The organism is Alteromonas macleodii (assembly GCF_903772925.1).
GTDB classification, from domain to species: Bacteria; Pseudomonadota; Gammaproteobacteria; order Enterobacterales; family Alteromonadaceae; genus Alteromonas; species Alteromonas macleodii_A.
Genome location: NZ_LR812090.1, coordinates 2,631,100 through 2,654,716, shown reverse-complemented (window position 1 = coordinate 2,654,716; position 23,617 = coordinate 2,631,100). Strand labels below are relative to the sequence as shown.

The following is a 23,617-nucleotide window of genomic DNA, read 5'->3' as shown; positions in this document are numbered from 1 at the left end:
GAAGTCTGTGAAATCATTGTAAAAATGAGCTACATTATAACAACATATGAGTGACTTATGCCGCTAGACATGACAGTAAACGCAAATACCACGGAAGTAATAACATCGCCATTAAGTATGTTGTACCACTGGGAAAAAAAACGTGGCAACGACGTATTTCTTACGCAGCCAATCAACGGTGAGTATCACGACTACACTTGGAAACAAGTTGCAGAGCAAGCCCGAAAGGTGGCGGCACGTTTGCGTGAATTAGATTTCCCACAAGGCAGCCGCATCGGTATCTTTTCTAAAAACTGTGCAGAGTGGTTTATTGTCGACCTGGGCATAATGATGGCAGGTCACGTGTCGGTACCTATTTTCTCTACAGCCGGCCCTGATACGGTTCAGTATGTGCTGAAACACGCTGATGTACAGTTGTTGTTTGTAGGAAAGCTTGATAATACTGCCGAACAGGTAGCCTCAATTCCTTCAGAGTATCTAACTGTTGCCTTCCCTTATCCAAACATTGCGACCAAACAGCAGTGGAAAGAGTTCATGGATATAGCGCCAATCTCGGATTCACCTGTGCCTGACATGGACGACATGATGACGATTATCTACACGTCCGGAAGTACGGGGCAGCCAAAAGGAGTGGTGCACAGCTATAACACGGCTTGTTGGGCAGCCCGGCGTTCATTGGATCAGTTAGGTATCAACGAAAACGATCGCACTATGAGTTATCTGCCTCTTGCACATATTACAGAGCGCGTGCTTGTAGAACTTTCAAGCTACTATAGCGGTGGAAAAATTCATTTTGTGGAAGACTTAGCTACCTTCCAACGAGATGTAGGTCATTGCCAGCCTACGCTGTTTATTTCTGTGCCTCGCCTATGGACAAAATTCCAAATGGGCGTACTAGCGAAAATGCCGCAGAAAAAGCTAGATACTTTGCTCAAAATACCTTTCCTCAACAAAATCGTTGCCAAGAAGATTCGAAACGGCTTGGGTATAAATAATGCGCGCTTATGGGCGAGCGGTTCTGCACCATTGGCGCCAGCTGTTATTGAGTGGTTTGCGAAAATCGGTATCTACATTTCTGAAGGGTGGGGGATGACTGAAAACAGTGCCTACGGTACTGGTAGTGTACCTTTCAGACATGACAAAATTGGTTGTATCGGTAAGCCTTATAACGGTGTCGATATTCGCACTTCAGAGGAAGGCGAAATTCAGGTTAAGTCGCCATGCAACATGCTGGAATATTATTTAGAGCCTGATAAAACCGCTGAAGTGTTCACCGAAGACGGCTACTTGCGCACTGGCGACAAAGGCGTCATAGATAACGATGGCTACGTTAAAATTACTGGTCGTTTGAAGGACATCTTTAAAACGGCGAAGGGTAAATATGTTACACCGGCACCCATTGAAGCTAAATTTATGGAAAACCCTGTTGTTGAACAGGTGTGTGTGACGGGCACTAACTTACCCCAACCAGTTGCGCTTTTGGTGTTGAGTGAGGAAGCACAAAAGAAAGACAAAGCCAGTATTGAAGCTAGCCTTAAGAAAACGTTTGAAGCTATCAACGCTAAATTAGAAAGCCACCAGGTAATGGACCGCGTTGTAGTAATGAAAAACGAATGGAGTATTGAGAACGATTTACTTACCCCGACGCTTAAGGTTAAGCGCCATGTGCTAGAAGAGCGATTTGTTGACATTATACAAGGTAACTACAGCGATAAACTGGTGTGGGTTGACGCGTAAATCGCCTGTTTGGCTATATTTTTCTGACTAGATTAAAAAGCTCTGTCCTTGGACAGAGCTTTTTCGTAGTAGTCTTATGAATACTGCCGGGCGTTAAACAGCCTATTCCTTTCGCACCTCAAGTCTCCACTCAGCACTGTCTACTATGCGCACCTAAAACCTAAGCCTAATACGTTATTAGAATGAAGCTTTATCATGCCTAAGGGAAGTTTAAGAAGGGTAGCGTGCGCGCAAGCCTTCGTACACTAAATCGCTAAACTCGGGTTTAGTCAAATCAAGTGCGTCCATGACTTCAACTAAGTGCTCGTTGTCTTCGCGACCTTCCCATACTTTGACGTATGTTCCTTCTTTGTAACCGTTATCTTGACGGAAGAAATTGAGAACATTTTTGCCAACATACTGACGATACAACTCGTCAGCCGACATTTCGCATTGGCTCACGATAAACATAAATAGTGGAACGCTGAAGCGCTTAGCGGCACATAGGCCTGTCATTAATTCTAAATTATCAAGAAGGGACTGATTAGATGCGTCGTAGTCTTTACCGTCGAAGGTCACTTGAGTATTGCCACTTGCCAGCTCAGCCGCAATACTTTTGGCTGACTCACTAATATCACCTTTATATTCAATAATGCATGCGCTCAGCGCAAAATGCCAAATGTCCACGAGCTCCATTTGAAGCTGAGGCAAGTCTTTTTTCTGTGCTTTCCACCATTTCCAGCCGTGATGTTCAATGGCTTCAACAGACTCAACCATAGCTGCGCGCAAGTATCCATATCCCGCATTTAGCCAGTCTGGGTTTACTTTGGCGTTCATTTTATCTTGAAGAGAAAGCATGGTGGCGAGTTGTTGGGCGGTTAACATTGTTGCTCCTGACCGTGAATGTGTAATGCATCTTTTAAAGGCGAAATTGTACTTGAATGACGATGAAGGAGAAACTGCTAAATTTTAGCCAATAATAGTGAAGCATCTTTTTTACTAAGTGCTTGCTTGTGGTGCACTTGCACCAGAGTAAAACCATGACTGATTAGTCATATTTTCTAAATTGCTCTAAGTGTTTGAATTTTAAAGTTTAAAAAGTTGGCATTCTACCTGCAAAACCTAAAGAGTTAACAGTGCTGCCCAGTAGCGCTAACGTGAATGAGTGCCAGGCAACGCTTATTCACGTTGTTACTGAGTAGACCGTAAACCTTACCCATACAGATTTTTCGTGTCCTGAGGTCTGTATGGGTTTTTTTTGTCTAAAAAACGATACCATTACTTTTCTCGTACCTCCGATACCTAGCTTTCTCCTATTACTTGTCACTGAGTTAATTGGATACGCTTATTTATATCATTGCCTTAGTCCTTATTTTTATCTTCACAAGACATTTGCTTATCTATTTTTTTGAGAAATAACTTAACTACTTGGCCTAATGCGATACACTTAATTGATAAGTTCGACGATGCGTGCATAGTCTTTATACAGAACCTAATAGCACGTTTTACAAAGGATTTTTCGATTGCTTGCGTTATACCCCTCTAATAAATTAGAACACTTAAGTTTTCTTCTTACCACGCTTTTACGTCAGCAACCCTTGGGGGTATTCACGCCAGAAACCATTCTGGTTGAAAGCCCAGGTATGCAACATTGGGTTAGTATGCAATTAGCCACTGAACACGGCGTGGCGATGAACATTGATTACCCGCTGCCTGTACGCTTTATGTGGAATACAGCGCGCTCTGTATTAGGGCAGGATAAAGTACCTAAGCAATCTCCTTATCGTCGTGAAGTACTGACTTGGCGCATTGACAATATTCTTCAAGATGACTCACTGATGAACGGTGAAGCTTTTGAGCAAGTAAATAGATATTGGAAAAACGCCGGCAGCGAGCAGGAGCAGGGCCTTCAGCGTCTTCAACTTGCTACTGCGTTAGCTGACGTGTACGAACAATATCTCTTATACCGTCCCGACTGGCTGTTTAAGTGGGAAGCTAATGAACGGGCTGTATTCGATGATATGGAATTATGGCAAAGCGAAATTTGGCGTATTCTTGCCAAAGAAGAGCCGTTGCATCCTGCCCGTTTGCATCAAATGACCCTAGAGGCGTTAGAGGCAGGTGACATACCAAATGATCCCGTCGGTCATTTACCCAAGCGCGTTATTGTTTTTGCCATTAACACCATGGCACCGCAACTAATAGCATTTTTTGACGCCCTCGCACAGCATATTGATATTCATATATTCCACCTAAACCCCAGCGTAAATTATTGGGGGGAAGCGAAAAGTAGTAGTGAACAAGCCAAGCTATTACGCCTGGAAGGACTTAAAAAATGGATGGAAGAAGACCAGTCCAACCCATTACTTGGCAACTTAGGTAAGCAGGGCCGAGAGCTATTTAATCTTCTTACCGAACTGGACACGTTTGAGATAAGCGCTTTTGATTCGCCAGAATTCGACGAAGTGGTCGAAAGTGGTGATACAGAGCCTACTCGCGGCCTGCTGGATTATATCCATAACGATATTTTACAAGCCGCTCAACCTGCGCCATTCACTAGCGAACTAAAACAAAATGACGATAGCGTCACCATCATGTGCACTCATTCCGCGCTTCGCGAGGTGCAAGTGTTGCACGACCATCTGCTTCATTGGTTATCTCAAGATAAAACGCGTACCCCATCAGATATTCTTGTGATGTGCCCGGCTATTGAAAACTATGCGCCATTTGTTGATGCCGTATTTCACAGGGTTGGTACTAAAACCTTAGCTGGCACCGGGCAGGTTAGACTTCCCTGTACCATTGCAGATAGAAGCCCTATGGACGCAGAGCCACTTATCGCGGCGTTTATGGCGCTTTTGCAGCTACCTGATAGCCGCTTTGGCGTATCGGACATCATGGATTATTTGCAGCTGGATTCTGTACAAAAACGATTTTCAGTATCTCAAGATGACATAGAGCAAATGGTGGTGTGGCTAAAACAAGCCCATATCCATTGGGGCCTTAATAGTACCCATAAAACCGCTGTATCAGAGGGCGTTAAACTAGATGAAACGTACAGCTGGTGGTGGGGCATTCGTAGGCTGCTAATGGGCATGTTGGCGCAAGACGCCGAAGTGGTTGTGAGTGACCTACTTACTATTCCAGATGTGGAAGGGCAAAGTGCGCTAACCCTAGGTAAACTTGTTGATATAGTGGCAATGCTCGGGGAATTCGCACAAGAGTTAACCGCTCCAAGAACACCCGAACAGTGGTCCAAAGCGTTAATCGACCTTCGCGATGCGTGCTTTATGCCTATAAAAGACCAGCAGCAAAGCTGGGATCTTATTGCTAACGTTGCAGCCGATCTTGCAGCACGATGCGAAGAAGCGGGTTACCAGCATGAATTGTCCTTACGCCAAGTACGCGACCTTTTGCTAAATCGATTCTCATCACCAGATGCAGGTAACCACTTTATGACCGGTCAGGTCACGGTATGTTCAATGTTGCCAATGCGAAGTATACCGTTTAAAAAAGTGTGTATTCTTGGCCTAAATGACAGTGAGTTCCCAAGAAAATCAAGCCCCCTAGGCCTGGACTTAATGGCAGGTGCGAACCGAAGGGTTGGCGATCGTTCAAGGCGTTTGGAAGACAGATATTTATTTCTTGAAGCCATTATTTCAACGCGGGAAAGCCTGTACTTAAGCTATCAAGGCAACGATGTTACCAATAACAGTGAGCGCCAACCTAGTCTGGTACTAGCTGAGTTTATGGACATGCTGGAAAATAGCTACGCTCTGGCCTTGTCTAGATACCGAGTACATGCGCCGCTTCACCCCTTTAGTGAAGAGGGATTCGCTGGACAATTGCCAAGCTACGAAACCGGTTGGCTTAGACTGGCCGATGCGCTACAGCATACAAAGTCACAGTCTGATAAGACAGGTGTCGATAGCAGCGACTCTAATCATTTAGCGATACCTGATGAGCAATCCAATACGCTTTCAACACAAGAACTTCGACTATCAAATAGCCAAATTGCAAGAGCCTTTAAAGACCCTCTTGAGCACTTTTCTATACAAAGGCTAGGTGTAAACTTATCACAGTCATTTACGCTACTGGAAAACAGCGAGCCATTTGAGACCAATGCGTTGCTGCGCTATCAGGTGCTTGATGCCATCTTCTCATCGCCTGAACGCAAGTTGTCACAAGAGCATGACTCAATGTCATACGGTGAACAGGTAATCGCTTTTGCGTCGCTTCGGGGCGATATTCCCAATAACCCTGTTGCCAGAGATGAAGTTGAAATGTGGAAAGAAGGGGCGTTAGCATTAAGTCAGGCGATGGGACCTCACGATGCTGAACCTGTAAAGGCGCAGTTCCAAGGTAAATTTATCACCTTTACCACAACTGCCCTTGTTGGTAGCGACGCGTTAGTAGAGCTTTGTGCCGGTAAAATAGACTCCCACCGCGCGTTAAGCTTTTTCATCTCTCAATTGATATTTTCATGCAGTGATGAAGCAACTCGCTACAATAACTACCCACTGGATATTTATTCATGTTCATGGGAAAAGGGCGAAACTGTATTGAAAAAGCAGCGTTTCCCTTCTTATGACAAAGAAACTGCGGTGCGGCTACTCTTGTTTATAGAACAGCTTTACATAGCTGTTTATACGGCGCCAACGCCAGTGCATTTAAGCTTGTTTGGCACCTTTATGCCCGGCACAAGAAACTCAGAGACTAAGCCCGTAGTTGAAAGCATAAAACCGGATATGTTTAACCATATCCTGCATGCACTACTGCATAGTACAGATGTTACAAGTGAAACCGATAAAGCCATTCTCGATCAATTTCAACAGGTAATTGAGGAAGTCTGCCCGTTTGCTGAGAAAGACAGCGACACTACTCGCGAAACAACAAGTGATAGAAACGAAAAAGCGAAACAGATAGTTAGTCAGTCTGCCGCACTTTTTGACACCATTGAACTACAGCGTGCGCTAACCGATTGGCAGCAAAGTAACGGGCAGTACAGTGCGGATATGGCAAGCAATCCTTACCTCAACTGGCTATTCCCGCAAGGTGTAAGCTGGAACGATGCCCCGCACTTGTGTGCCTTTGTACTTTTTTCCATGGTCAATAATGCGTCTCAGGAGGAGAAGTTATGAGCCAGAATTCTGTATCCTCTGAAAATTACAAGAACGAGCGACCCCATAGCGAAGCGCAATTGCTTGACGTGGTGGCTATGCCGCTAAAGGGGCGACACCTTATTGAAGCGAGCGCAGGTACAGGCAAAACCTTTAACATTACGCGTTTGTACCTACGCTTGCTGTTAGAAAAAAAGCTTAACGTTAAAGAAATATTGGTGATGACCTTCACCAAAGCCGCTACCGAAGAAATTAAGGGGCGGATTGCGGCCACCCTAAGAGAGGCATTGCTTATTTGGCAGCAAGCCAAAGACAACGGCAACGAAATAGACGCTAGCTGCGACCCGGTTTATCAGAGCTTGTTTAATAGCTGCGATCCTGATGAGAGTTTAGCCCTATTAAAAGCAGCGCAGCTAGAGCTTGATGAGGCATCGGTTTTCACTATCCACGGTTTTTGTCAGCACGTTATTACTCAGCTGGCGTTCAACAGTGGCTTCGCTATGTCTCTAAATTTGGGTAACGATACTAGCGATTTATATCTTCAGGCTGCCGAAGATTTCATTCGAAAAATAAGTAAAAGCGAGGACGATTTCAGGCTGTTGGCAGAGTCTGGCTGGCACACACCAGAAAACCTACTGCGTGAATTTAACGCCAGCATAAAAAGTACGCTGACCCCATTAATACTAACTGAGGACGACATTGAAGCGGCTTTTAACAAACAGCTGAATGACGCGCCAAACACGTCTTTGGCCTATGCGAAATCTTTACTGCAAAGTGTGGAAGAAAACGAAGGGTTAATCGTAGAGCAGCTTATTAAAACACCGGCCCATAAAAAAGAAAGACCCCAAGAATTGGCTGCGCTTAAAGCATGGTTAGGCTCTTGCGTAAGTGAGCAGCAGTATTATCTCGCACCACCAGAAGCAGAGGCTTTTGTTAAGGGGAATCGATATGCTCGGAATTCTTCAGGCGTAAAAGAGATTTTAACGCCAATTAAGGAATTTGCTGGTGCGCTTAAAAAAGCATTTGCCGAGAAAGATAAAGCACTAGGTAAAGTACCTGTTTTCAAGTTGGTTATCGAAGCTATTGCTTTTATCAAAGAGCGAGTTGAAAAGCAGAAAAAACAGCTGGGTGTTATCGACTTCGACGACCTTATTCGCATGTTAGCTGATGAGGTTATAAAGCCAAACAATATCCTTGTGCCAGAACTTCGTAAGAAGTTTCCAGTCGCGCTAATCGATGAGTTTCAGGACACTGATGCTAAGCAATACGCTATTTTAGACTCGGTATATCCTAATTTAGCTGACGCTGATGAAAGTGCGCTGCTAATGATTGGCGACCCGAAACAGGCTATTTATCGCTTTCGGGGAGGCGACATCTTTACCTATTTAAAAGCGGGTAGGCAGGCGGATTACCGCTGGGTGATGAACACTAACTGGCGTTCAGTGGAAGGTATGGTAAGGGCCTACAATCGATTATTCTATGGTGCGCCAGTGGCATCGGGTAAGCCCACTGATGTATTTGGCTTCGGCATTAACTACAACCCTGTTGAATTTACCCCTAAAGCCGCAGCTGCTAAGGCACCTTTGGTAGACCTCGCTGATCAAAATAATGTAGTGAAACGCAGTGCAATGAATTACGTGAGCATGTGTTTAGAGGAGAAAGAAAACACTAACATTATGCGGCGTAAAATGGCGCAGTGGATTGCGCAAGAAATTTATCGCTTGTTGAATGAAGCGCATTTTAAAGCGGCGGACGGTCACACTACGCCAGTAAAGCCTCAAGATATCGCCATTCTGGTCAAAGACAGAACCGAAGCAGGCGCTATCAAAAATGTATTACAGCAAAAAGGGCTGGCCTGTGTTTATTTAAGCGATCGCAGTAACCTATTTGCTAGTGCTGAGGCGAAAGACGTGCTTAGGTTGCTTAATGGCATTTGGCATGCGAACGATACCAGTAAAGTAGCGTCCAGTCTGGCATCTCCGCTTTGGGGCTATAGCGCAAATACCCTTATCGAACTGCTTTATCACGAAGATGATGCACAGTGGGATGCCGCTATCGATAAAGTACTGTCCCTGCGTGAGATGTGGCTGCAAAAAGGCTGTATGAGCGTACTGCTGCACTTAATGCAAGACAGTTATCAGCCCCATGCCGACAGTGTGGAGCGGGCGTTAACCAACTATCAGCATTTAGCGGAAGTACTGGAAAAAGCCAGCACTACACACCAGCGCCCTGAGCAACTATTGGATTGGCTGAACAAGCAAATCCACAAGCCGGAAAGTGACGAAGAGCTAACGCTTCGCCTTGAGAGTGATAGTCAGCTTATTCGTCTTATTACTCAGCATGGCTCAAAAGGCCTTGAGTATCCAATAGTTTTTGTACCCTATGCCACGGGCTATAAAGACGCGTCGAAAAATGGAAAGGCGACATCGCAAATCTTTACCTATTACGACGAAGAGAAGCAAGACTTGCAGATGCAGCTGGGGCAAACGCCACAAGCCATAGCTCGGGTTCAACATGAAAGCGAAGCGGAAGATATGCGCTTGGCCTATGTGGCAGTAACCCGTGCAGCGCACCGCTGCTACATGGGGGTTGTACCTCTTGCTAACAATGAAAAAAGCGCACTGGCTCGAGCCTTAGGCGTAAGTGGGGATAGCGGCAACAACGATTGGCCAAGTGTATTAAGCAGGGTTGCCGCAGAAGATGCGTCTCATGCAAGCCACATCGATGGTGACGAGTTCGAAGAAGTGTATTCAGGCTTTGAACAAGAAGACGAGCTGCCACAACTTAGCGCGTTGCAATTTACCGGCACGGCGAGCGAAGAGTGGCGGCTGTATTCATTTTCAGCGATGAGCCGTTTAACTACCGTGGGTACGAGCGCAAATACAACACCAGTAGAAGCTTCAGGTCAAACACTTCCGAGTGTGCCCGTACTTCAAACCATTCGTGACGAAGAGGTGTACGCGGCGGATTCACTTGTGGGGGGAGAAGAGCTGTTAGGCGCAAGTAATGCAGATCCTTCTTTTAGCACTACAACTACAATCAGTAAAAGTGACTTGCGTTTTACTTTGGAAAAAGGTGCAAGCGCAGGTAACTTACTTCACGACATTCTTGAGAACAGTGATTTTAGTGCGCCCGAATGGGAAGAAACTGGCAAAGAACTCGTTAAACGCTTTGGTCTAGAAGAAAAGCGCACGCCGCTACTTTACGAGTGGCTTGAAGAAACGTTACAGACGCCCTTGTACCCTAAAATGCAACTAAGCATGAGTGATTTACCGTTAGCGCAAACCCTGCGCGAAGCAGAGTTTTACTTTCCCATGAATGATACGCAATGGGCTCAGCTTCGTGATGTTCTTGCTCACCACCGCCAATATGTAGCTGACTCGATTGGTGGTAAAACCGAGGCCGCGCCTCAGCTAATCACGACGAAATTGCAGGGAATGATGCACGGTTTCATCGACTTGATTTTTGAACATGATGGTCAGTTTTTTGTGGCGGATTACAAATCAACCTGGCTTGGAGATACCTTAGATAGCTACTTACCTGTTGCGCTGTTTCACAATAATCAGCACCACCTTTACGATCTTCAATATTTAATTTACTGCTTAGCTTTACATCGCTATTTAAAAAATACCCTGCCTGATTACGACCCTGATGTTCATTTCGGCGGTGTGTATTACCTATATTTACGCGGCATGCACCCAGAGAACGAACGGGGTGAAGGGGTGTTTTATACCGATATTCCTTCGTCTTTGCTCATGCAAATAGATTCAATATTTGAAAGTGGTGGCAATAGTCAGCAAAGCGACAATTTGAAAAGTGAAGGCACTACTCAACAGCATTCAGAACAGCAGCAGTTTAGTTTCGATGACAAGTAGTGGTATCAAGGACAATATAGTTAGGAAAATAATGAACAACAATCAACATTCTGTATCGTCGTTTTTCGATAACTTGTTTGGCATCGAAGCTATCGACAAATTTGTCGCAAAAGAGTTTGGCTTTATTGATGAACTCGCACAAGAAGAGAGGTTTATCTGGGCTGGGGTACTGGCGTATTTGTCATACATGCAGCGTAACGGGCATAGCTGTATCTATCTTAAAGAAGTAGCTGGAACGACCCTTTTCAAAGAGACTGACACCGAAAAAGCGGCTGGCTTGACGGCCCAAGTTCAAGAAAGCGAAAGTGCATCATCTATTCACAATCCCCAAGGGGTCATATATCAACAAGAGCCAGAACAGGCCCTTAAGACAGGTTTAGAACTACCTCAGCTTACTCCTTTACTAAAAATCGTAAAAAGCGCGCTGGGAAATGAACAAGTTGCTCAATTATTTGTTTATGAAAACGGTAGGCTTTATAGCCGTCGTTATTATGAGTTTGAACAAGAGGTAGCGCGAGACATAGTGAAGCGGGCGGCGCTTACGCCGTTAACAGAAGAAGCGAATGACAAAGTAAAGCAACTTTGGCCCGCTATATTCCCTACCGAAACTACAGATCAACAAGATTGGCAGCAAATTGCTGTTGCTAAAAGTTTAATGCAGGGTTTCTGTGTCATAAATGGTGGGCCTGGAACCGGTAAAACCTATACCGTATTGCGCCTATTACTGGCGCTACAGGCGTGTGACAAAGACCTAAATATTGTATTAGCTGCCCCAACCGGCAAAGCGCAGCAACGTATGACCGAGTCTATCGTTAACAGTATTGAAGGGCTTCGCGGCAAGGTGGACGATGCTGCGCTTGATAATGTGCCTACTGACGCTGTAACGCTGCATAGATTATTAGGATTGCGAGAATACGGTGTATCGACCAAGTACAATCAGCACAATCAATTAGCCGCAGATGTGCTCATTGTCGATGAGGCAAGTATGGTCGACCTAGCGTTAATGACGCGCATTGTCCGCGCATTGCCGGACCATGCACGACTCTATTTCATCGGTGATGCTGACCAGCTTCCAGCTGTTGAGCTTGGCAATGTCTTAGAGCAACTGGTTAGTGACACAACAAGCTTTGACGTAGTAGAGAATGTATCGTTGAGTAGCGAAAGTAGCTCACACAGTGATAACGGCCCGCTTTCATTGGGGGGCGTGCCTTCGATGATGCGCCAGCATATTGCCACGCTGTGCCCACATCTTCCTATGTTACCTGTTAATGAGCAAGCCAAAAGCTATGTGGCAACACTGCAGGCACCGCAGCGTTTCAAAGGCCAAGTAGCAAAAGTAGCGACGGCCATCCAAAAAGGTGATGCTGGTGGAGCGATTGGTGCCATCGCTGAAGGGGGCGATGAAAGCAGTGAAACCACAAACCTAGCTTCCACCACTAATTCACGCTTAAAAGAAGGCGTGCATTTATGGTCAGAAGATGAAGTTGGCAGTCGTGATTTACATGAGTTGGCTAAAGAAAGCTTCTTTCCCATCTTTGACGCCGATAGTGCCGAAGAAGCGCTTAATCGCCTGAACTATGTCAGGTGGCTCACACCGGTTCGCAAGGGGGCAATGGGAGTAGAGGGCCTAAATAGCTTAGTGTTCGATGCCATCAAGCACAAAATAAAAAAGCGAGAAGGGCATTTCTATCAAGGTCAGCCCATAATGATTGTAAAAAATCATCATCCACAGAGGCTATCTAACGGTGAAGTAGGCGTAATCTGGCCTGATAGCACGGGTAAGCTGTATGCATGGTTTTACCAAGACGCCAAAGGTGCAGACCAACAAGCCTCGTCAGACAAGGGCGAGAATGCTACTGGCATACAAAGCCAAATGCAAAAACAAACGTTACGTAGCATATCGTTATCAAGAGTGCCACAGTTTGAAACCGTGTATGCCATGACCATTCACAAATCCCAGGGCTCTGAATTCAACCACGTTGTACTCATACTGCCCAAGCCCGATAGTGAGAAAGCCGCCAACCTACTCCATCGGGGTTTAGTGTATACCGGCTTAACCCGTGCAAAAGGCGGTTGTCTGATCATTTCAGACGACGCAACATTTAGCCATATGGTTCAGCGAGTAGATAAGCGCTATTCAGGGTTGTCAGAAGCAATCAGCCAATACCTAGAGGGTAAGACTGGCGAAGTCACAGAAACAGAATAGAAGAAACAATACTCTGTCCGCCAATTTGGGGGGCAGAGTACATTTCTGCGTTGTTATTTCACAGGCGTAAACAGACAAAGGCCGTTTTTGTTAATAGCAATTGGCGTTTTGCTTATCAAATAAATGCGGGTGGGTGCGCTTACGCGCAAAATACCGCCTTCAGCGTTTAAAAACTGTGAAGGCAAAAGCACAGAATTGTCATCATTTTCTAGGCGATTAGTTTCGGCTTTTATGGAGAAGTGCGATAAGCCGAAATGATCTAGCCAGCCTAATATATTATTTGGTGTCGCAACAAAATGCTCGTGCTTTAATAAGCTGCTGTGTAACGTAATGTTCGCACCGAAAACTGGTTTGTTTTCTATAGCCATCTGCGTATTCGGCTTTATATGCAGCCGATATAGTCCATGTGACTCCGGCACAATATCATCATTTGCATCTGTATCATTCACTAGCGTTAGCATACAAAGTTTCACGGGGTAATTCTGATGACTTTATTGTGGTGGAGTTACGTTTGTCCTGCGTTGATGTGGATCAATCAGAGGCAAATACTGGGCTACAAGCTATTTTTAAAACGGTGGTCGTATGAAAAGGTCAGCACCAAATATTTTGGATAGTGAACTAGGCTATTTGCGCGTTAAGCAATTCGCCAAGGCGCCTAATAGCTTCGGTCCGTTCAGATTGAGTACTATCAATAAAATTAAAACGCAAACAATGCCGATATTTTCCCGTCGCTGAAAACAGCTGTCCGGGCGCGACATAAATACCATGTTGTTTGGCCTCATCAGCAAGCTTAACACTGTCGTAACGGCTGTTGAGCTCGACCCACAGCACATAGCCACCTTGAGGGTAGCTAATACACGTGTCTGAAGGGAAAAAGCGTTTAATGTCTGCACGCAGAGCATCTCGCGCGCTCACGTAGTAATGGCGCATGGACCTAATGTGTTTGTCGTAGCCACCCTGCTCAATAAAGCTTGCTATAGCTAACTGGGGCAAGGTAGGGCACATAGAGCTACTGACATACTTAGCATGTAGTACTTTGTTTCTATAGCTACCGGGCGCTATCCAACCTACGCGAAAGCCAGGCGCGAGGGTTTTTGAAAACGACGAACATAGCAAAACGCGACCGTCCTCATCGAACGATTTTATCGTTTTTGGTCGAGGGTAAGAATAAGCTATATCGCCGTAAATATCGTCTTCGATAATGGCAATGTCGTATTCTCTCGCCAACTCGTATAGCGCTTGCTTTTTTGCCTCAGGCATAACGAATCCCTGCGGGTTATTCACCGTTGGAGCGACTAAAATTGCCTTTATCGGCCATTGGTCAAGCGCTAGTTTTAATGCCTCTATACTTAGCCCCGTTTCAGAGTCAGTGGGAATTTCTAACGCTTTCAACTCTGCGCCCTTTATAGCCTGCATAGCACCGTAGAACCCAGGAGATTCTACCGCTATCACGTCACCAGCGCTTGCCACTGCACGAAGACACACTGATAGTGCTTCTTGGCAGCCAGAGGTCACAATAAATTCATCGCTTTGTAACACACAGCCAGATGCTGCGGCCAATCGGCTTAGCTGTTTTCGCAGAGTTTCATCACCTTTTACGTCACCGTATATCATGCCGTCTAAGGCTCTATGTTTGGTTAGTTCATGCAGACGTTTTATCAGCGGTTTAAGGGTTTTGGCGGTCATGTTAGGCATGGCATGCTGGAACTGACAAAGGGTATTAACATTGTGGTCTTTACTGAAGGTATTCAGCAAAGTGTCTAGCACATCTTCCCATTGAGACACATCCATAGGACGCTGCGGTGGCTTCGTCATGCGTGGCGTGTTGTCTATTAATACACTACGGGCAACAAAATAACCTGATTTAGGCTTTGCCTCTACCAGTTGCTGCGCTTCTAAAACACGATAAGCTTCCTGCACGGTAGCAATACTTACTTTATGCTCCGTTGACAGCTGCCTTACAGAAGGTAATTTGTTTCCCACCTCAAAAACACCACGTTCGATTTGGGCTTTAAGTTCATGGGCTAATGTTTCATAAAGCGTCATCGTAACCTTTATTCTTCTGAAGTCATCTGCATACAGATAACTATATCTCAGTTAACGGGTGCTTTTAACCATACAGATTAGTTAAATAACAACCATACAGAGATGAATATGGCTAATCTGTATGGCCGTTTTTAAAGGTTTTTGAGTCTGATGCATACAGAAATATGGCTGTAATGTGTTAGCGAAAAATAAGCGTTTGGTTAACCCAGTTTCTCTCAAAGCAACGCATAACTTACCTCAACACATAAGGACTGTCATGGAAACATCTCTTCTCATTGCACTGGCGACATTCGCATTCATCAGCACGGTAACGCCTGGCCCAAATAATATGATGCTTTTGGCTTCAGGGGCACAGTACGGTTATAAACGTTCGCTGCCGCACATGTTGGGTATTGTGATTGGTGTTGCAGGTTTAATGGTTAGCACACTGCTTGGCATTGGTGCGTTATTTAGTATATTTCCCGTATTGTACAGTGTGCTTAAGGTGCTTGGCGTTGCATATCTGTTATGGTTAGCATTTAAAATTGCCACCGGGCCTGTGGATGAAATTGAGATAAAATCAGCCAGACGTCAGGAGCCACTCAAATGGTGGGAAGGGGCATTATTTCAGTTGATAAACCCTAAAGCATGGATGATGGCGTTAGCGAGTGTAGGCACATTTTCCCTGCCTGGAGAGCATTATACGGAATCTGGCATTGCAATTGTTACCGCCTTTGCAGTTATTGGGTTTCCTTGTATTTCGCTATGGGCTGCAGTAGGTGCAAGAATTCGTGTATGGTTGAGTTCGCCAATTCGAAGACGGCAGTTTAACCTCACAATGGGCGCGGCAACAGCTGCAACGTTGTTTTTAATTGTGTAACCTTTGTATGAACTTGGTGCTAGCTTTTAGAAAAATCGACTAGCTAGTGCCTCTTAAAAACTTGATGAAAGGAACGCGAATAATGAATTTGGTCGGTAACTTCATTCAATACCTAAATGCTTATGAAAAAAAGAACTTAGACAGCATTTCCGACATGTTTTCAGATGACATCGCATTACGTGATTGGAAAATTTCCGTACGTGGTAAATCTTTAGCAATTGACGAAACACGTAAAAACTTTGCGAATGCAGACTCAATAGAAATACACGTGCTATCAACCATGGCAAACGATAATATGGTGTCTGGAGAGCTTAAAATTGTGGTTGATAAAGCAGAAACATTATTTGTTGTCGATGTTTTAACATTTGATGAAGACGGTAAAATCACCTCTATTCATGCTTATCTAGGACGTGAAGATTAAGCTAGGTTGCAGTAAAACCCTATAGGAGCAAGTGCTCATGGAATTGAATCAAGTTACACTACCTGTTACCAATATGGCTGAAGCGGTTGAGTTTTATCTTACCCTTGGGTTTACACAAATAGTAGATACACCGCATTATGCAAGGTTTACGTGCCCAGAAGGCACCTCCACATTTTCACTCTCTTTAGAAAACGAAAACGTGCAAAATCACAGCGTGATTTACTTTGAACATGAAGCGTTAGACGAGCTATATGCATCGCTTGTAGAAAAGGGTATTCATTTTGATCAACCGCCCACTGATCAACGTTACCTTTGGAAAGAAGCTATTTTAAAAGACCCATCTGGCAATAAAATAAAGCTTTATTGGGCGGGAGAAAACAGAGTAAACCCGCCGTGGAAAGTAGAAATTAAGCAGTAACTATTTAAATAAATATCCCGAGACAATTAGTGACAGAACCCCTAATAAGCGTGCACTTTCGCTTAACAAAGTTAGATGCCATGCAGGCCTATACGCTAAAAAGAGAAATTGAAGGCGCTTATTTTATTAAGCGCGAAAAAAATGATGATGACCAAAAAGCTGGCGTTTTTGTCGGCATGGTGCCTTTAAAAGAAACGTTGTTCGACGAACTCAACGACTATGTTATACGCCAGCAAATTAAGTACGATGACTGTGATATTTTTGTAGAAGCCAAAAATGCTAATGGGGATATCGCCGTACCAAGGGTAGTAAACAAATTGCTGAAGTATATAGACTGTAAGCTTACGTATGCCCTAACTAACTAAGGTCTTCCTAAGGGAGAGCGAAGGAAATTGTCACATTAAGCCTTTTTATACACCCTGTTTCAGTGTGAAGCGCCAAGGTAGGCTTGTATCATCCCTTGCGGGACGCGGTTTACCTTTATCGTCTTTTTTATCTTCTTTGGCGTAATCTATGCCTATGCGAGGTGCGCTGATGATACTTTCGGCCGCATTAAATTCGGCGTTGCTCTCAATCCAGATAGTATTGTTGTTTACCACAGGTTCGCCATTTAGCGCTGGTGTTAACCCTAAAGCTTGTGAAAGCTTCGCCGGGCCAGAACATAAGTTACGCACCGCAATGTTTGACCCTCGTCGTTCCTGCATTATATCTAAGCCCACGGTAGGACTGATTGCTCGGATAAGCACAGAATCAGTATAGCCCACCTCGTTAGTGACAATATTGAACATGCTGTGGTAACCGTAAACCGTATAGATGTAGGCTATGCCGCCCTTTTTCTTAAGCGTTGTTACAGATGAGGGCCGGCGCAATAGGTGTTTTTGCATGGCAAGATCCCGTTCACCGCAATAAGCTTCAGTTTCTGTGATCATTCCTCCGGTAAGTGAACCACCGACACTGCTAAAAACAAAATTGCCAACAAGTGACCTAGCAATGTTGACCACATCACTGTCAGTGAAAAAAGGAAGCTGCATTTATTTCAAAGTAGATTAAAGGTAAATTACGACGATTTTTTAATTTCGCTGTGAGATTTTAAAACCTTACTGCCATCGTCTTGTTCAATAAGGTAGGCAGGGTCACTGTCGCTCGCTTCACGCTTTACCGATGAGCCTTTAATAGTGCGTGTAACATCACTGGTAAATTTCTCTCTTATATTGCCTGTGGCACTGCCATTACCCCATTCCCATTCAACTTCTGTATTTACCGCGTAGTGCTTCATCATCATTCCCTGTAGCGTAAGTTTTACTATTTACACAGTGTTAAACGTGGAAAATAGCCGCTTAGTTCATAAAGCAATACAGTGGAAAGGCGAAAGGTAAAAACAAAGCCAAGTAAGGTACAAGGAACTAAGTTAAAAAGAACTAAGGTAGAAAGAGCTTAAGCCAAAAGACCTAAAGCAAAAAAAGCTAAGCAACTGAGCTTGAAATACTAAGAAAGCGTTTCAAGCTGCTTTTGTTTGGGCACTTGTTTCTGAGTAGCAGAACTTCCAGCGGTAGCTATGACCACTAAAGCTACTGCAAGCCACTGAGTCAGTGTAAGGGTTTCGTCAATAATGATAAACGCTGCTACAGCTGCAACAGCAGGCTCTACACTCATCATTATGCTGAAAGTTTGCTTGGGCATATTGCGCATGGCACTCATTTCTAAGGTGTAGGGAATAGCGGATGAAAAAATCCCTACGGCGCAGCCTATAAGGACCGCCTCTGAAGATAATAAAGCACTACCTTGACTCACTATACCAATAGGTACCACACAAATGGCGGCTACTAGCATACCTAAGGTAACCGTTACGCCGCCTGAACCTTCGTTGCCCGTTTTGTTACCAAATACAATGTAGCCGGCCCAAAAAGCTCCCGCGGTTAGCGCAAGCATTACGCCGATAGGATCTAGGCCTTCTGTTGATGCACCGAAAATATCCGGAAGCAGTAAACAAACGCCAGCAACAGCTAAAATGGCCCACGCAAAATCACGTTTTTTTCTTGCGCTAAAAAAGGCCACTGCCAATGGACCTGTGAATTCAAGCGCAACGCCTATACCTAATGGTATACGCGCAATGGCAAGGTAGAAGATGATATTCATTGCCCCCAAACAGGCGCCATAAATAGTGACGTTTCGCCATCCTTTGGCACTTAAGCTTGCTTTCCAAGGCTTAAAAATTACTGTTAACACCAGGGCTGCGAAGAATGCGCGCAGGGCGCTTGTACCTTCAGGCCCCACGATAGGAAAGAGTTGTTTGGCAAATGATGCACCTGATTGGATAGTTATCATGGCCAAAAGCACTGCGAGTATGGCAAGTAAAAAACGTTGATTCACAATGTATTGCAGTTTCAAAGAGATAAAGCAGAATTATATTTGTTCTGAAGGCAAAATGCGCGTTGATAAGAGTAAGTATTGAAAATAAACGTTCAACAACTAGTGTCTACTGACACTAGTTGGTTATGTACTCGTATCACTATTTCAAGTTGTTACAACTTGAAATAGGCCATTAGACTTCGTAACGTTGGGTCGAACTGGTCGGGAACCCGTTCAATAGTCATGTGGTATTCAGCCACGTTCCAGAACGTTCCGCCTAAAAGCAGAGCGATAAGCACTTGGGTCGTCATCGAGAACACAATATAGGGTTTGTCTTTTGTAGGTTCAAAAATTGTGGCTATCTTAACCCGCTCACTGTCCATGCTTATCTTGGCGTAGATTGGGCTCTTTAACCCAGCAGGTAGCATCTCTACTGGCTCAATATGCAAAAACACATCAGTGTCTGGGTACGTAGATAATTTCTCTTGAGCACGCCAAACGTTTGCTCTAGCTTTAAATAACAAGCTGTTAATGGGCATCATTAGCCCCTCAGGCCAAGCTATACTGTGAAGCTCGCAAGGGAAATTTTTAAGCGATTTTGCGTAATCTATCCTATCTTGCTGAGTAAAGTCTCTATCAAGAGCAAGTGGTGAGAGCGACGTTGAACGCGAAGATAAGTCGAGCACGTCTCCAGTAGATAACATAGCCAATTTAGACTCTTCAAGTTTGTGCTGATGCCAAGCTGACTTTATTTCAGAGGGGCATGCTTGGTGTTGATACTGCGCATATTTATAACCTGTGCCACCTATCACAAAAGAGCCTGCTGCTGGAATGCTAAAATCGGCATCAATGATTTCAGCTAGCTGACAAAATTTCTTCAATCGAGATAACTTTAACTGCTCTACGCGAGCTTTTTTCTCATCATCAGAATAGTGAGAAAAAACGAAGGGGTAAATACTAGCACCACTATACGCAAGAATAGCAGCATCAAGCTTGCCGAACGTTGTTTTAATCTGCTCAGCGTGTCTAATTTGCATTGGATTATCAACGGCGAAAAACACGCTGTAGCCGTTTTTGTCCTCTAGATATATAGAAGAATCTACAGGTATGTTGGTTTCATTAACAATGTCATCTGACGACCCAGAGAATTCCTTTATGATCGTGACACTGTTTTCACCCAACTTCCAAGGTTCATCAAAGGAGCATTCTTTTATATTGGTAAACCCCAATTGCTGTAAAGCTAGACGAAGTGCGGGAGTGGGAAACTTGCCGATAAGTATCGGAATACCTTTATCAAAATGGGAAAGCGTATAAGGATTAAAGTGGTCACCATGGATGTGGCTAATATATAAATAATCAGGCTTTAAATTTAAATAATGTGCGCGCTGCTCTTCATGAATAGGAGGGTAGTTGAAAAGAAGACCATGATATATGCCATCTTCATACCAAGGGTCGGTTAAAACCGTTGTTCCGTCACTGAAAGTGAACAAAAAGCTCGCATTCGTTATATACTCAATTTTCATGAACAGTCCTAAGGCTTTTGCGCAATTATAATGGCTTCTCTGCCTAAATTTAGGTTAGAAAAAGCGCGATAAATATCTTGGCGTAAACTGCTTAATCCCGCGTTTTCCATGAACCACTCAAAGTTAACTCGTTTTAAATGACATTCACGGCCTATGCTTGGGGTTTCAATGTAGTTGTCGCCCATTGCAAGAAATAGGTCGAGCGGGAAGCTGGAAAAGCGGCTCAAAGGACTAAATCCACATTTTGAAACGAGTGCTTCTAGCGAGTCGAAATCAAAGTAATTTAGGTGGTGTGGGACGGCAACCCACCAAGGTTTGTAATTTTGGGTTTTTCTTAAGCCTTCTTGTAAAGGGTTAAAGTCGTTCGGTACACCCACAACTAAAATACCACCACTAGCGAGTTTGTCGAAAGCAACATTAATGAGTGAGAATGGGTCTGGAACATGTTCTAGAATATTACGCATGTGAACCACTTTGATATTCTCTGGAAGGCTGGTGAGATCAGCATCGAAGCTGCTGTTAATGATTTCTAAGCCTTTATCGCGGCAATGGTTTGCCGCTATTGTACTTATTTCGACACCAACTGTGTTCCACCCTTCACCTTTAGCGGCTTCCAAAAACAGACCCGCACCGCAGCCAATATCAACCAGGGTATTGTCATCATTAGGCGTAATAAATTGAGCTATTTCACTAAGTACATCACGGTAACTCATTAGCCACCAATCGCGGTCTCGCTCATAATAATTAAGCCTATCGCGTTCGCCGTCATCGTAGTGGCTATCACGATAAAGTGTTTCATTCTCCAGTTTGTCTGGAATTGGCGTGACATGTTTAAATCCGCACGTTTCGCAGTCAATTACATCGTAACCTTCACCCGAAATAACGACGTTTCCTGTATGTGCCATGGTGAGTCCTAAATTTGTTTTTTATTTTGAGAAGCATTTATTATTTTATCAAAAATTAAATCAAGAAACGTACCAGTAGGAGTGAAACTTAGGGTAAGGTGTTGAAGTCATTCTGCTAAAACATGGTTTGCTTGAATCCACTTGCTTGGACAAACTTTCTGTATGCTTAACAATTAGGACGTTTTCATGGACGTAAGAAACCTAACTTCACCAATAAATATTAAAGGCTTTTCGGTGATTACCAACAATCATGCTGAATTCTCGCCAAAGGGGAAGATCCCCGCGCTTTGGCAGAGGTTTGATAATTCGATACCTGTTGACTATCGAGGCGGCGAGCGGGTGTATGGCGTTTATTTCAACTACGAATCAGATCATACCGGTGACTTTTCGGTGCTAGCAGGTTTTGATGGCGACACAGTGCCCGAACATTTAAAGATTGAGAACATTACTATCCCTGCGGGAAAATATCTCGTTTTTTCCCGACAAGGTGAAATGCCGCAAATTGCTAACGATGTATGGAGTGATATCTGGCGCTATTTCACCCAAGCAGATACTGAATATGAAAGGGCGTTTACAGTAGACTTCGAGCATTATGTGAATGCCAACCACATAGATGTGTACATGGCGATAAAATAATGGCTCAAACAAGGGCTAAATATCGATGAAACAATGCAATATCTGAGAGTTAGTTGCTATTGCTTTTATGACCTATACTTGGTGAAACTGTAAGGTGGAATCTTCCCCCGTCGCTATGTGAATTAGGCATTTTTTGAACACAAATACCGTGTTTGAAATAGCTTTTTATGGTGGATATTTCTTAGTTAAGGAAAGCAAGTGCACATTCTTACCCAATTACATATCGACATCGCTCGAAATGCTACGGACGATTTTAACTTGTTTCACGATCCATTGCGCTGGCAGCGTATTGCAGGTAACCCGTTCCAAGGTACGATAGCGCTTGGCTTTCAACTTGGTTTGTTTGTAGAAACGCAGATAAACCAAAGTGCTTCTACTATTGAGCAAAGACAATACTCAGTGTATGAATTTAGCTTCGTTAACCCTGCTAAAGAGGGCGACGAACTAAGCTTGATACTCAAGTCGGCCCGTATTTCTAAAACACCTATGGGTAAGCAAGAATCGCAACGCCTGATCTTAAAAGCATCGGGAAAGCCAAGTCTAATGGGTTTCTACAGGCAGTCAGACTATTTATCCGTTTCGTCCCCATTGCTTATGTATGACAAAGGTCATCTTTCAAAGATGCCAGATCGAACATTATTAGATGACAGTGCTTTTTTAAAACGAAAATGGATGATTGTTGGTAATGCTAAAAATTACCTGTTAAGCGCCTTTGCCGATCAAACACAATACATTGATGAGTTTGCGAATACGGTTTGTTTCCCACAGTTTTATCCGCTTTCATTAATGTCTTCGGCAATGTTAGAACGAGCTCAGGCCCTAGGCTATGACTTGATAAGTAACCCAATGATCTACGTTTCGCAAAATATGTGTATCGATAATCAGCAATTAGCGCAACTCAAAAGCAATGATTGTTTAAACATGTTGGTTGCGCCTGTTGAAAAAGACCCAAGCCATCTTACTTGCGCTGGTTGGGTCAACAGTGAATCGCCGCTTTTCTGTGCCGAGGTTAAACTTATGCCGCTGTCTGACATGCTAAAATCTTATTCATAGTAGCAAGGCCGTTAAACGTTCTGTTAGCTGTTTGGTGACAGTAAATGGGTGGTAGGCTTTCCGTTAGTTTCACTGTAAACAAAGTCAACAAGCTTTATCTTACTGTTTTGCTCACCTTCATAAAACACCGCAACTCTATGACTTCGTATTTCGTGCAAAATCGCGTCGAAGTGCAGAACAGCTGGAAAAAGGCTGTTGTACGGCAACGTTTTTGAATCCACTGAAAATTGGGCTTCAACTCGCCTATATTGTCCAACGTGCTCGTTGAATGCGCCCTGTATTTCGATTGCATCTAAGCTTGGTGAAATGAACTGATCATCCTGTTCGTCATTTAAGGGCTTAATCTTAAAGTGTTGGTTAAAATAGCTAGACAATTGCTTGACTTGGCTATTGGTCAAATCACCTAAACTTGATGTCTTTTCAACAAACTTTAAGTGTGGCGCTGCAATAACAAACTCTTCCAAAGCGAAGCTTAAGGTTATCCTTGTTT

General features: G+C 44.1%; 19 protein-coding genes. 10 read left to right on the top strand and 9 right to left on the bottom strand.

All coding sequences use genetic code 11. The annotated features are described in order from the left end of the window. Positions 1-57: 57 nt before the first annotated feature. On the top strand, positions 58-1,737 hold the full coding sequence (locus PCAR9_RS11510; protein WP_179983720.1) for an AMP-binding protein: 1,680 nt from the start codon (positions 58-60) through the stop codon (positions 1,735-1,737). Positions 1,738-1,947: 210 nt separating this feature from the next. Here PCAR9_RS11510 and PCAR9_RS11505 read toward each other — a convergent pair whose 3' ends face one another. Continuing rightward, positions 1,948-2,601, bottom strand: coding sequence for a dUTP diphosphatase (locus PCAR9_RS11505; RefSeq protein WP_179983719.1), 654 nt, complete (start codon positions 2,599-2,601; stop codon positions 1,948-1,950). A 638-nt stretch (positions 2,602-3,239) separates the two neighbouring features. On the opposite strand from PCAR9_RS11505, the gene recC reads away from it, so the two are divergent. Genes recC through recD form a run of 3 tightly spaced genes read left to right on the top strand, consistent with a single transcriptional unit; the run spans position 3,240 to position 12,917 of the window. Next, positions 3,240-6,857 carry an exodeoxyribonuclease V subunit gamma gene (recC, locus tag PCAR9_RS11500; protein ID WP_179983718.1) on the top strand — a complete coding sequence of 1,206 codons (3,618 nt, stop codon included), beginning with the start codon at positions 3,240-3,242 and terminating at the stop codon, positions 6,855-6,857. Next, the gene (recB, locus tag PCAR9_RS11495) at positions 6,854-10,711 is read left to right on the top strand and encodes an exodeoxyribonuclease V subunit beta (RefSeq protein WP_179983717.1); all 3,858 of its coding nucleotides are present in this window, start codon (positions 6,854-6,856) and stop codon (positions 10,709-10,711) included. The genes recC and recB overlap by 4 nt, the downstream gene beginning before the upstream one ends. Positions 10,712-10,742: 31 nt before the next feature. Next, the gene (recD, locus tag PCAR9_RS11490) at positions 10,743-12,917 is read left to right on the top strand and encodes an exodeoxyribonuclease V subunit alpha (protein WP_179983716.1); all 2,175 of its coding nucleotides are present in this window, start codon (positions 10,743-10,745) and stop codon (positions 12,915-12,917) included. Between the two features lie 53 nt (positions 12,918-12,970). Here the strand turns inward: recD and PCAR9_RS11485 are convergent, their stop codons facing one another. Continuing rightward, positions 12,971-13,378, bottom strand: coding sequence for a hypothetical protein (locus PCAR9_RS11485; protein ID WP_179983715.1), 408 nt, complete (start codon positions 13,376-13,378; stop codon positions 12,971-12,973). 157 nt (positions 13,379-13,535) lie between these two features. Further along, positions 13,536-14,963, bottom strand: coding sequence for an aminotransferase-like domain-containing protein (locus tag PCAR9_RS11480; protein ID WP_179983714.1), 1,428 nt, complete (start codon positions 14,961-14,963; stop codon positions 13,536-13,538). 256 nt (positions 14,964-15,219) lie between these two features. Here PCAR9_RS11480 and PCAR9_RS11475 point away from each other — a divergent pair, with 256 nt between their 5' ends. The 4 genes from PCAR9_RS11475 to PCAR9_RS11460 all read left to right on the top strand — a co-directional run bounded on the left by PCAR9_RS11475 (position 15,220) and on the right by PCAR9_RS11460 (position 17,026). Then, positions 15,220-15,822, top strand: coding sequence for a LysE family translocator (locus PCAR9_RS11475; protein ID WP_179983713.1), 603 nt, complete (start codon positions 15,220-15,222; stop codon positions 15,820-15,822). An 82-nt stretch (positions 15,823-15,904) separates the two neighbouring features. Continuing rightward, positions 15,905-16,243 (top strand): nuclear transport factor 2 family protein, encoded by a 339-nt coding sequence (locus tag PCAR9_RS11470; RefSeq protein WP_179983712.1) that lies wholly within the window; start codon positions 15,905-15,907, stop codon positions 16,241-16,243. A 37-nt stretch (positions 16,244-16,280) separates the two neighbouring features. Then, the gene (locus tag PCAR9_RS11465) at positions 16,281-16,661 is read left to right on the top strand and encodes a VOC family protein (RefSeq protein WP_179983711.1); all 381 of its coding nucleotides are present in this window, start codon (positions 16,281-16,283) and stop codon (positions 16,659-16,661) included. A 29-nt stretch (positions 16,662-16,690) separates the two neighbouring features. Continuing rightward, the gene (locus tag PCAR9_RS11460) at positions 16,691-17,026 is read left to right on the top strand and encodes a hypothetical protein (RefSeq protein WP_179983710.1); all 336 of its coding nucleotides are present in this window, start codon (positions 16,691-16,693) and stop codon (positions 17,024-17,026) included. Positions 17,027-17,071: 45 nt separating this feature from the next. Here the strand turns inward: PCAR9_RS11460 and PCAR9_RS11455 are convergent, their stop codons facing one another. The 5 genes from PCAR9_RS11455 to PCAR9_RS11435 all read right to left on the bottom strand — a co-directional run bounded on the left by PCAR9_RS11455 (position 17,072) and on the right by PCAR9_RS11435 (position 21,438). Next, positions 17,072-17,692 carry a DNA-3-methyladenine glycosylase gene (locus tag PCAR9_RS11455; protein WP_179983709.1) on the bottom strand — a complete coding sequence of 207 codons (621 nt, stop codon included), beginning with the start codon at positions 17,690-17,692 and terminating at the stop codon, positions 17,072-17,074. 26 nt (positions 17,693-17,718) lie between these two features. Continuing rightward, on the bottom strand, positions 17,719-17,937 hold the full coding sequence (locus PCAR9_RS11450) for a hypervirulence associated TUDOR domain-containing protein (protein ID WP_179985215.1): 219 nt from the start codon (positions 17,935-17,937) through the stop codon (positions 17,719-17,721). A 209-nt stretch (positions 17,938-18,146) separates the two neighbouring features. Beyond that, positions 18,147-19,031, bottom strand: coding sequence for an EamA family transporter (locus PCAR9_RS11445; protein WP_179983708.1), 885 nt, complete (start codon positions 19,029-19,031; stop codon positions 18,147-18,149). 152 nt (positions 19,032-19,183) lie between these two features. Beyond that, on the bottom strand, positions 19,184-20,533 hold the full coding sequence (locus PCAR9_RS11440) for an MBL fold metallo-hydrolase (protein ID WP_179983707.1): 1,350 nt from the start codon (positions 20,531-20,533) through the stop codon (positions 19,184-19,186). 8 nt (positions 20,534-20,541) lie between these two features. Then, positions 20,542-21,438 carry a class I SAM-dependent methyltransferase gene (locus PCAR9_RS11435; protein WP_179983706.1) on the bottom strand — a complete coding sequence of 299 codons (897 nt, stop codon included), beginning with the start codon at positions 21,436-21,438 and terminating at the stop codon, positions 20,542-20,544. A 186-nt stretch (positions 21,439-21,624) separates the two neighbouring features. Here PCAR9_RS11435 and PCAR9_RS11430 point away from each other — a divergent pair, with 186 nt between their 5' ends. Continuing rightward, positions 21,625-22,074, top strand: coding sequence for a GyrI-like domain-containing protein (locus PCAR9_RS11430; protein WP_179983705.1), 450 nt, complete (start codon positions 21,625-21,627; stop codon positions 22,072-22,074). Between the two features lie 198 nt (positions 22,075-22,272). After that, on the top strand, positions 22,273-23,127 hold the full coding sequence (locus PCAR9_RS11425; protein ID WP_179983704.1) for a hypothetical protein: 855 nt from the start codon (positions 22,273-22,275) through the stop codon (positions 23,125-23,127). A gap of 23 nt (positions 23,128-23,150) precedes the next feature. Here PCAR9_RS11425 and PCAR9_RS11420 read toward each other — a convergent pair whose 3' ends face one another. Beyond that, a complete protein-coding gene (locus PCAR9_RS11420) occupies positions 23,151-23,591 on the bottom strand; it encodes a hypothetical protein (protein WP_179983703.1) in 441 nt (146 codons plus the stop codon). Between the last annotated feature and the right edge of the window lie 26 nt (positions 23,592-23,617).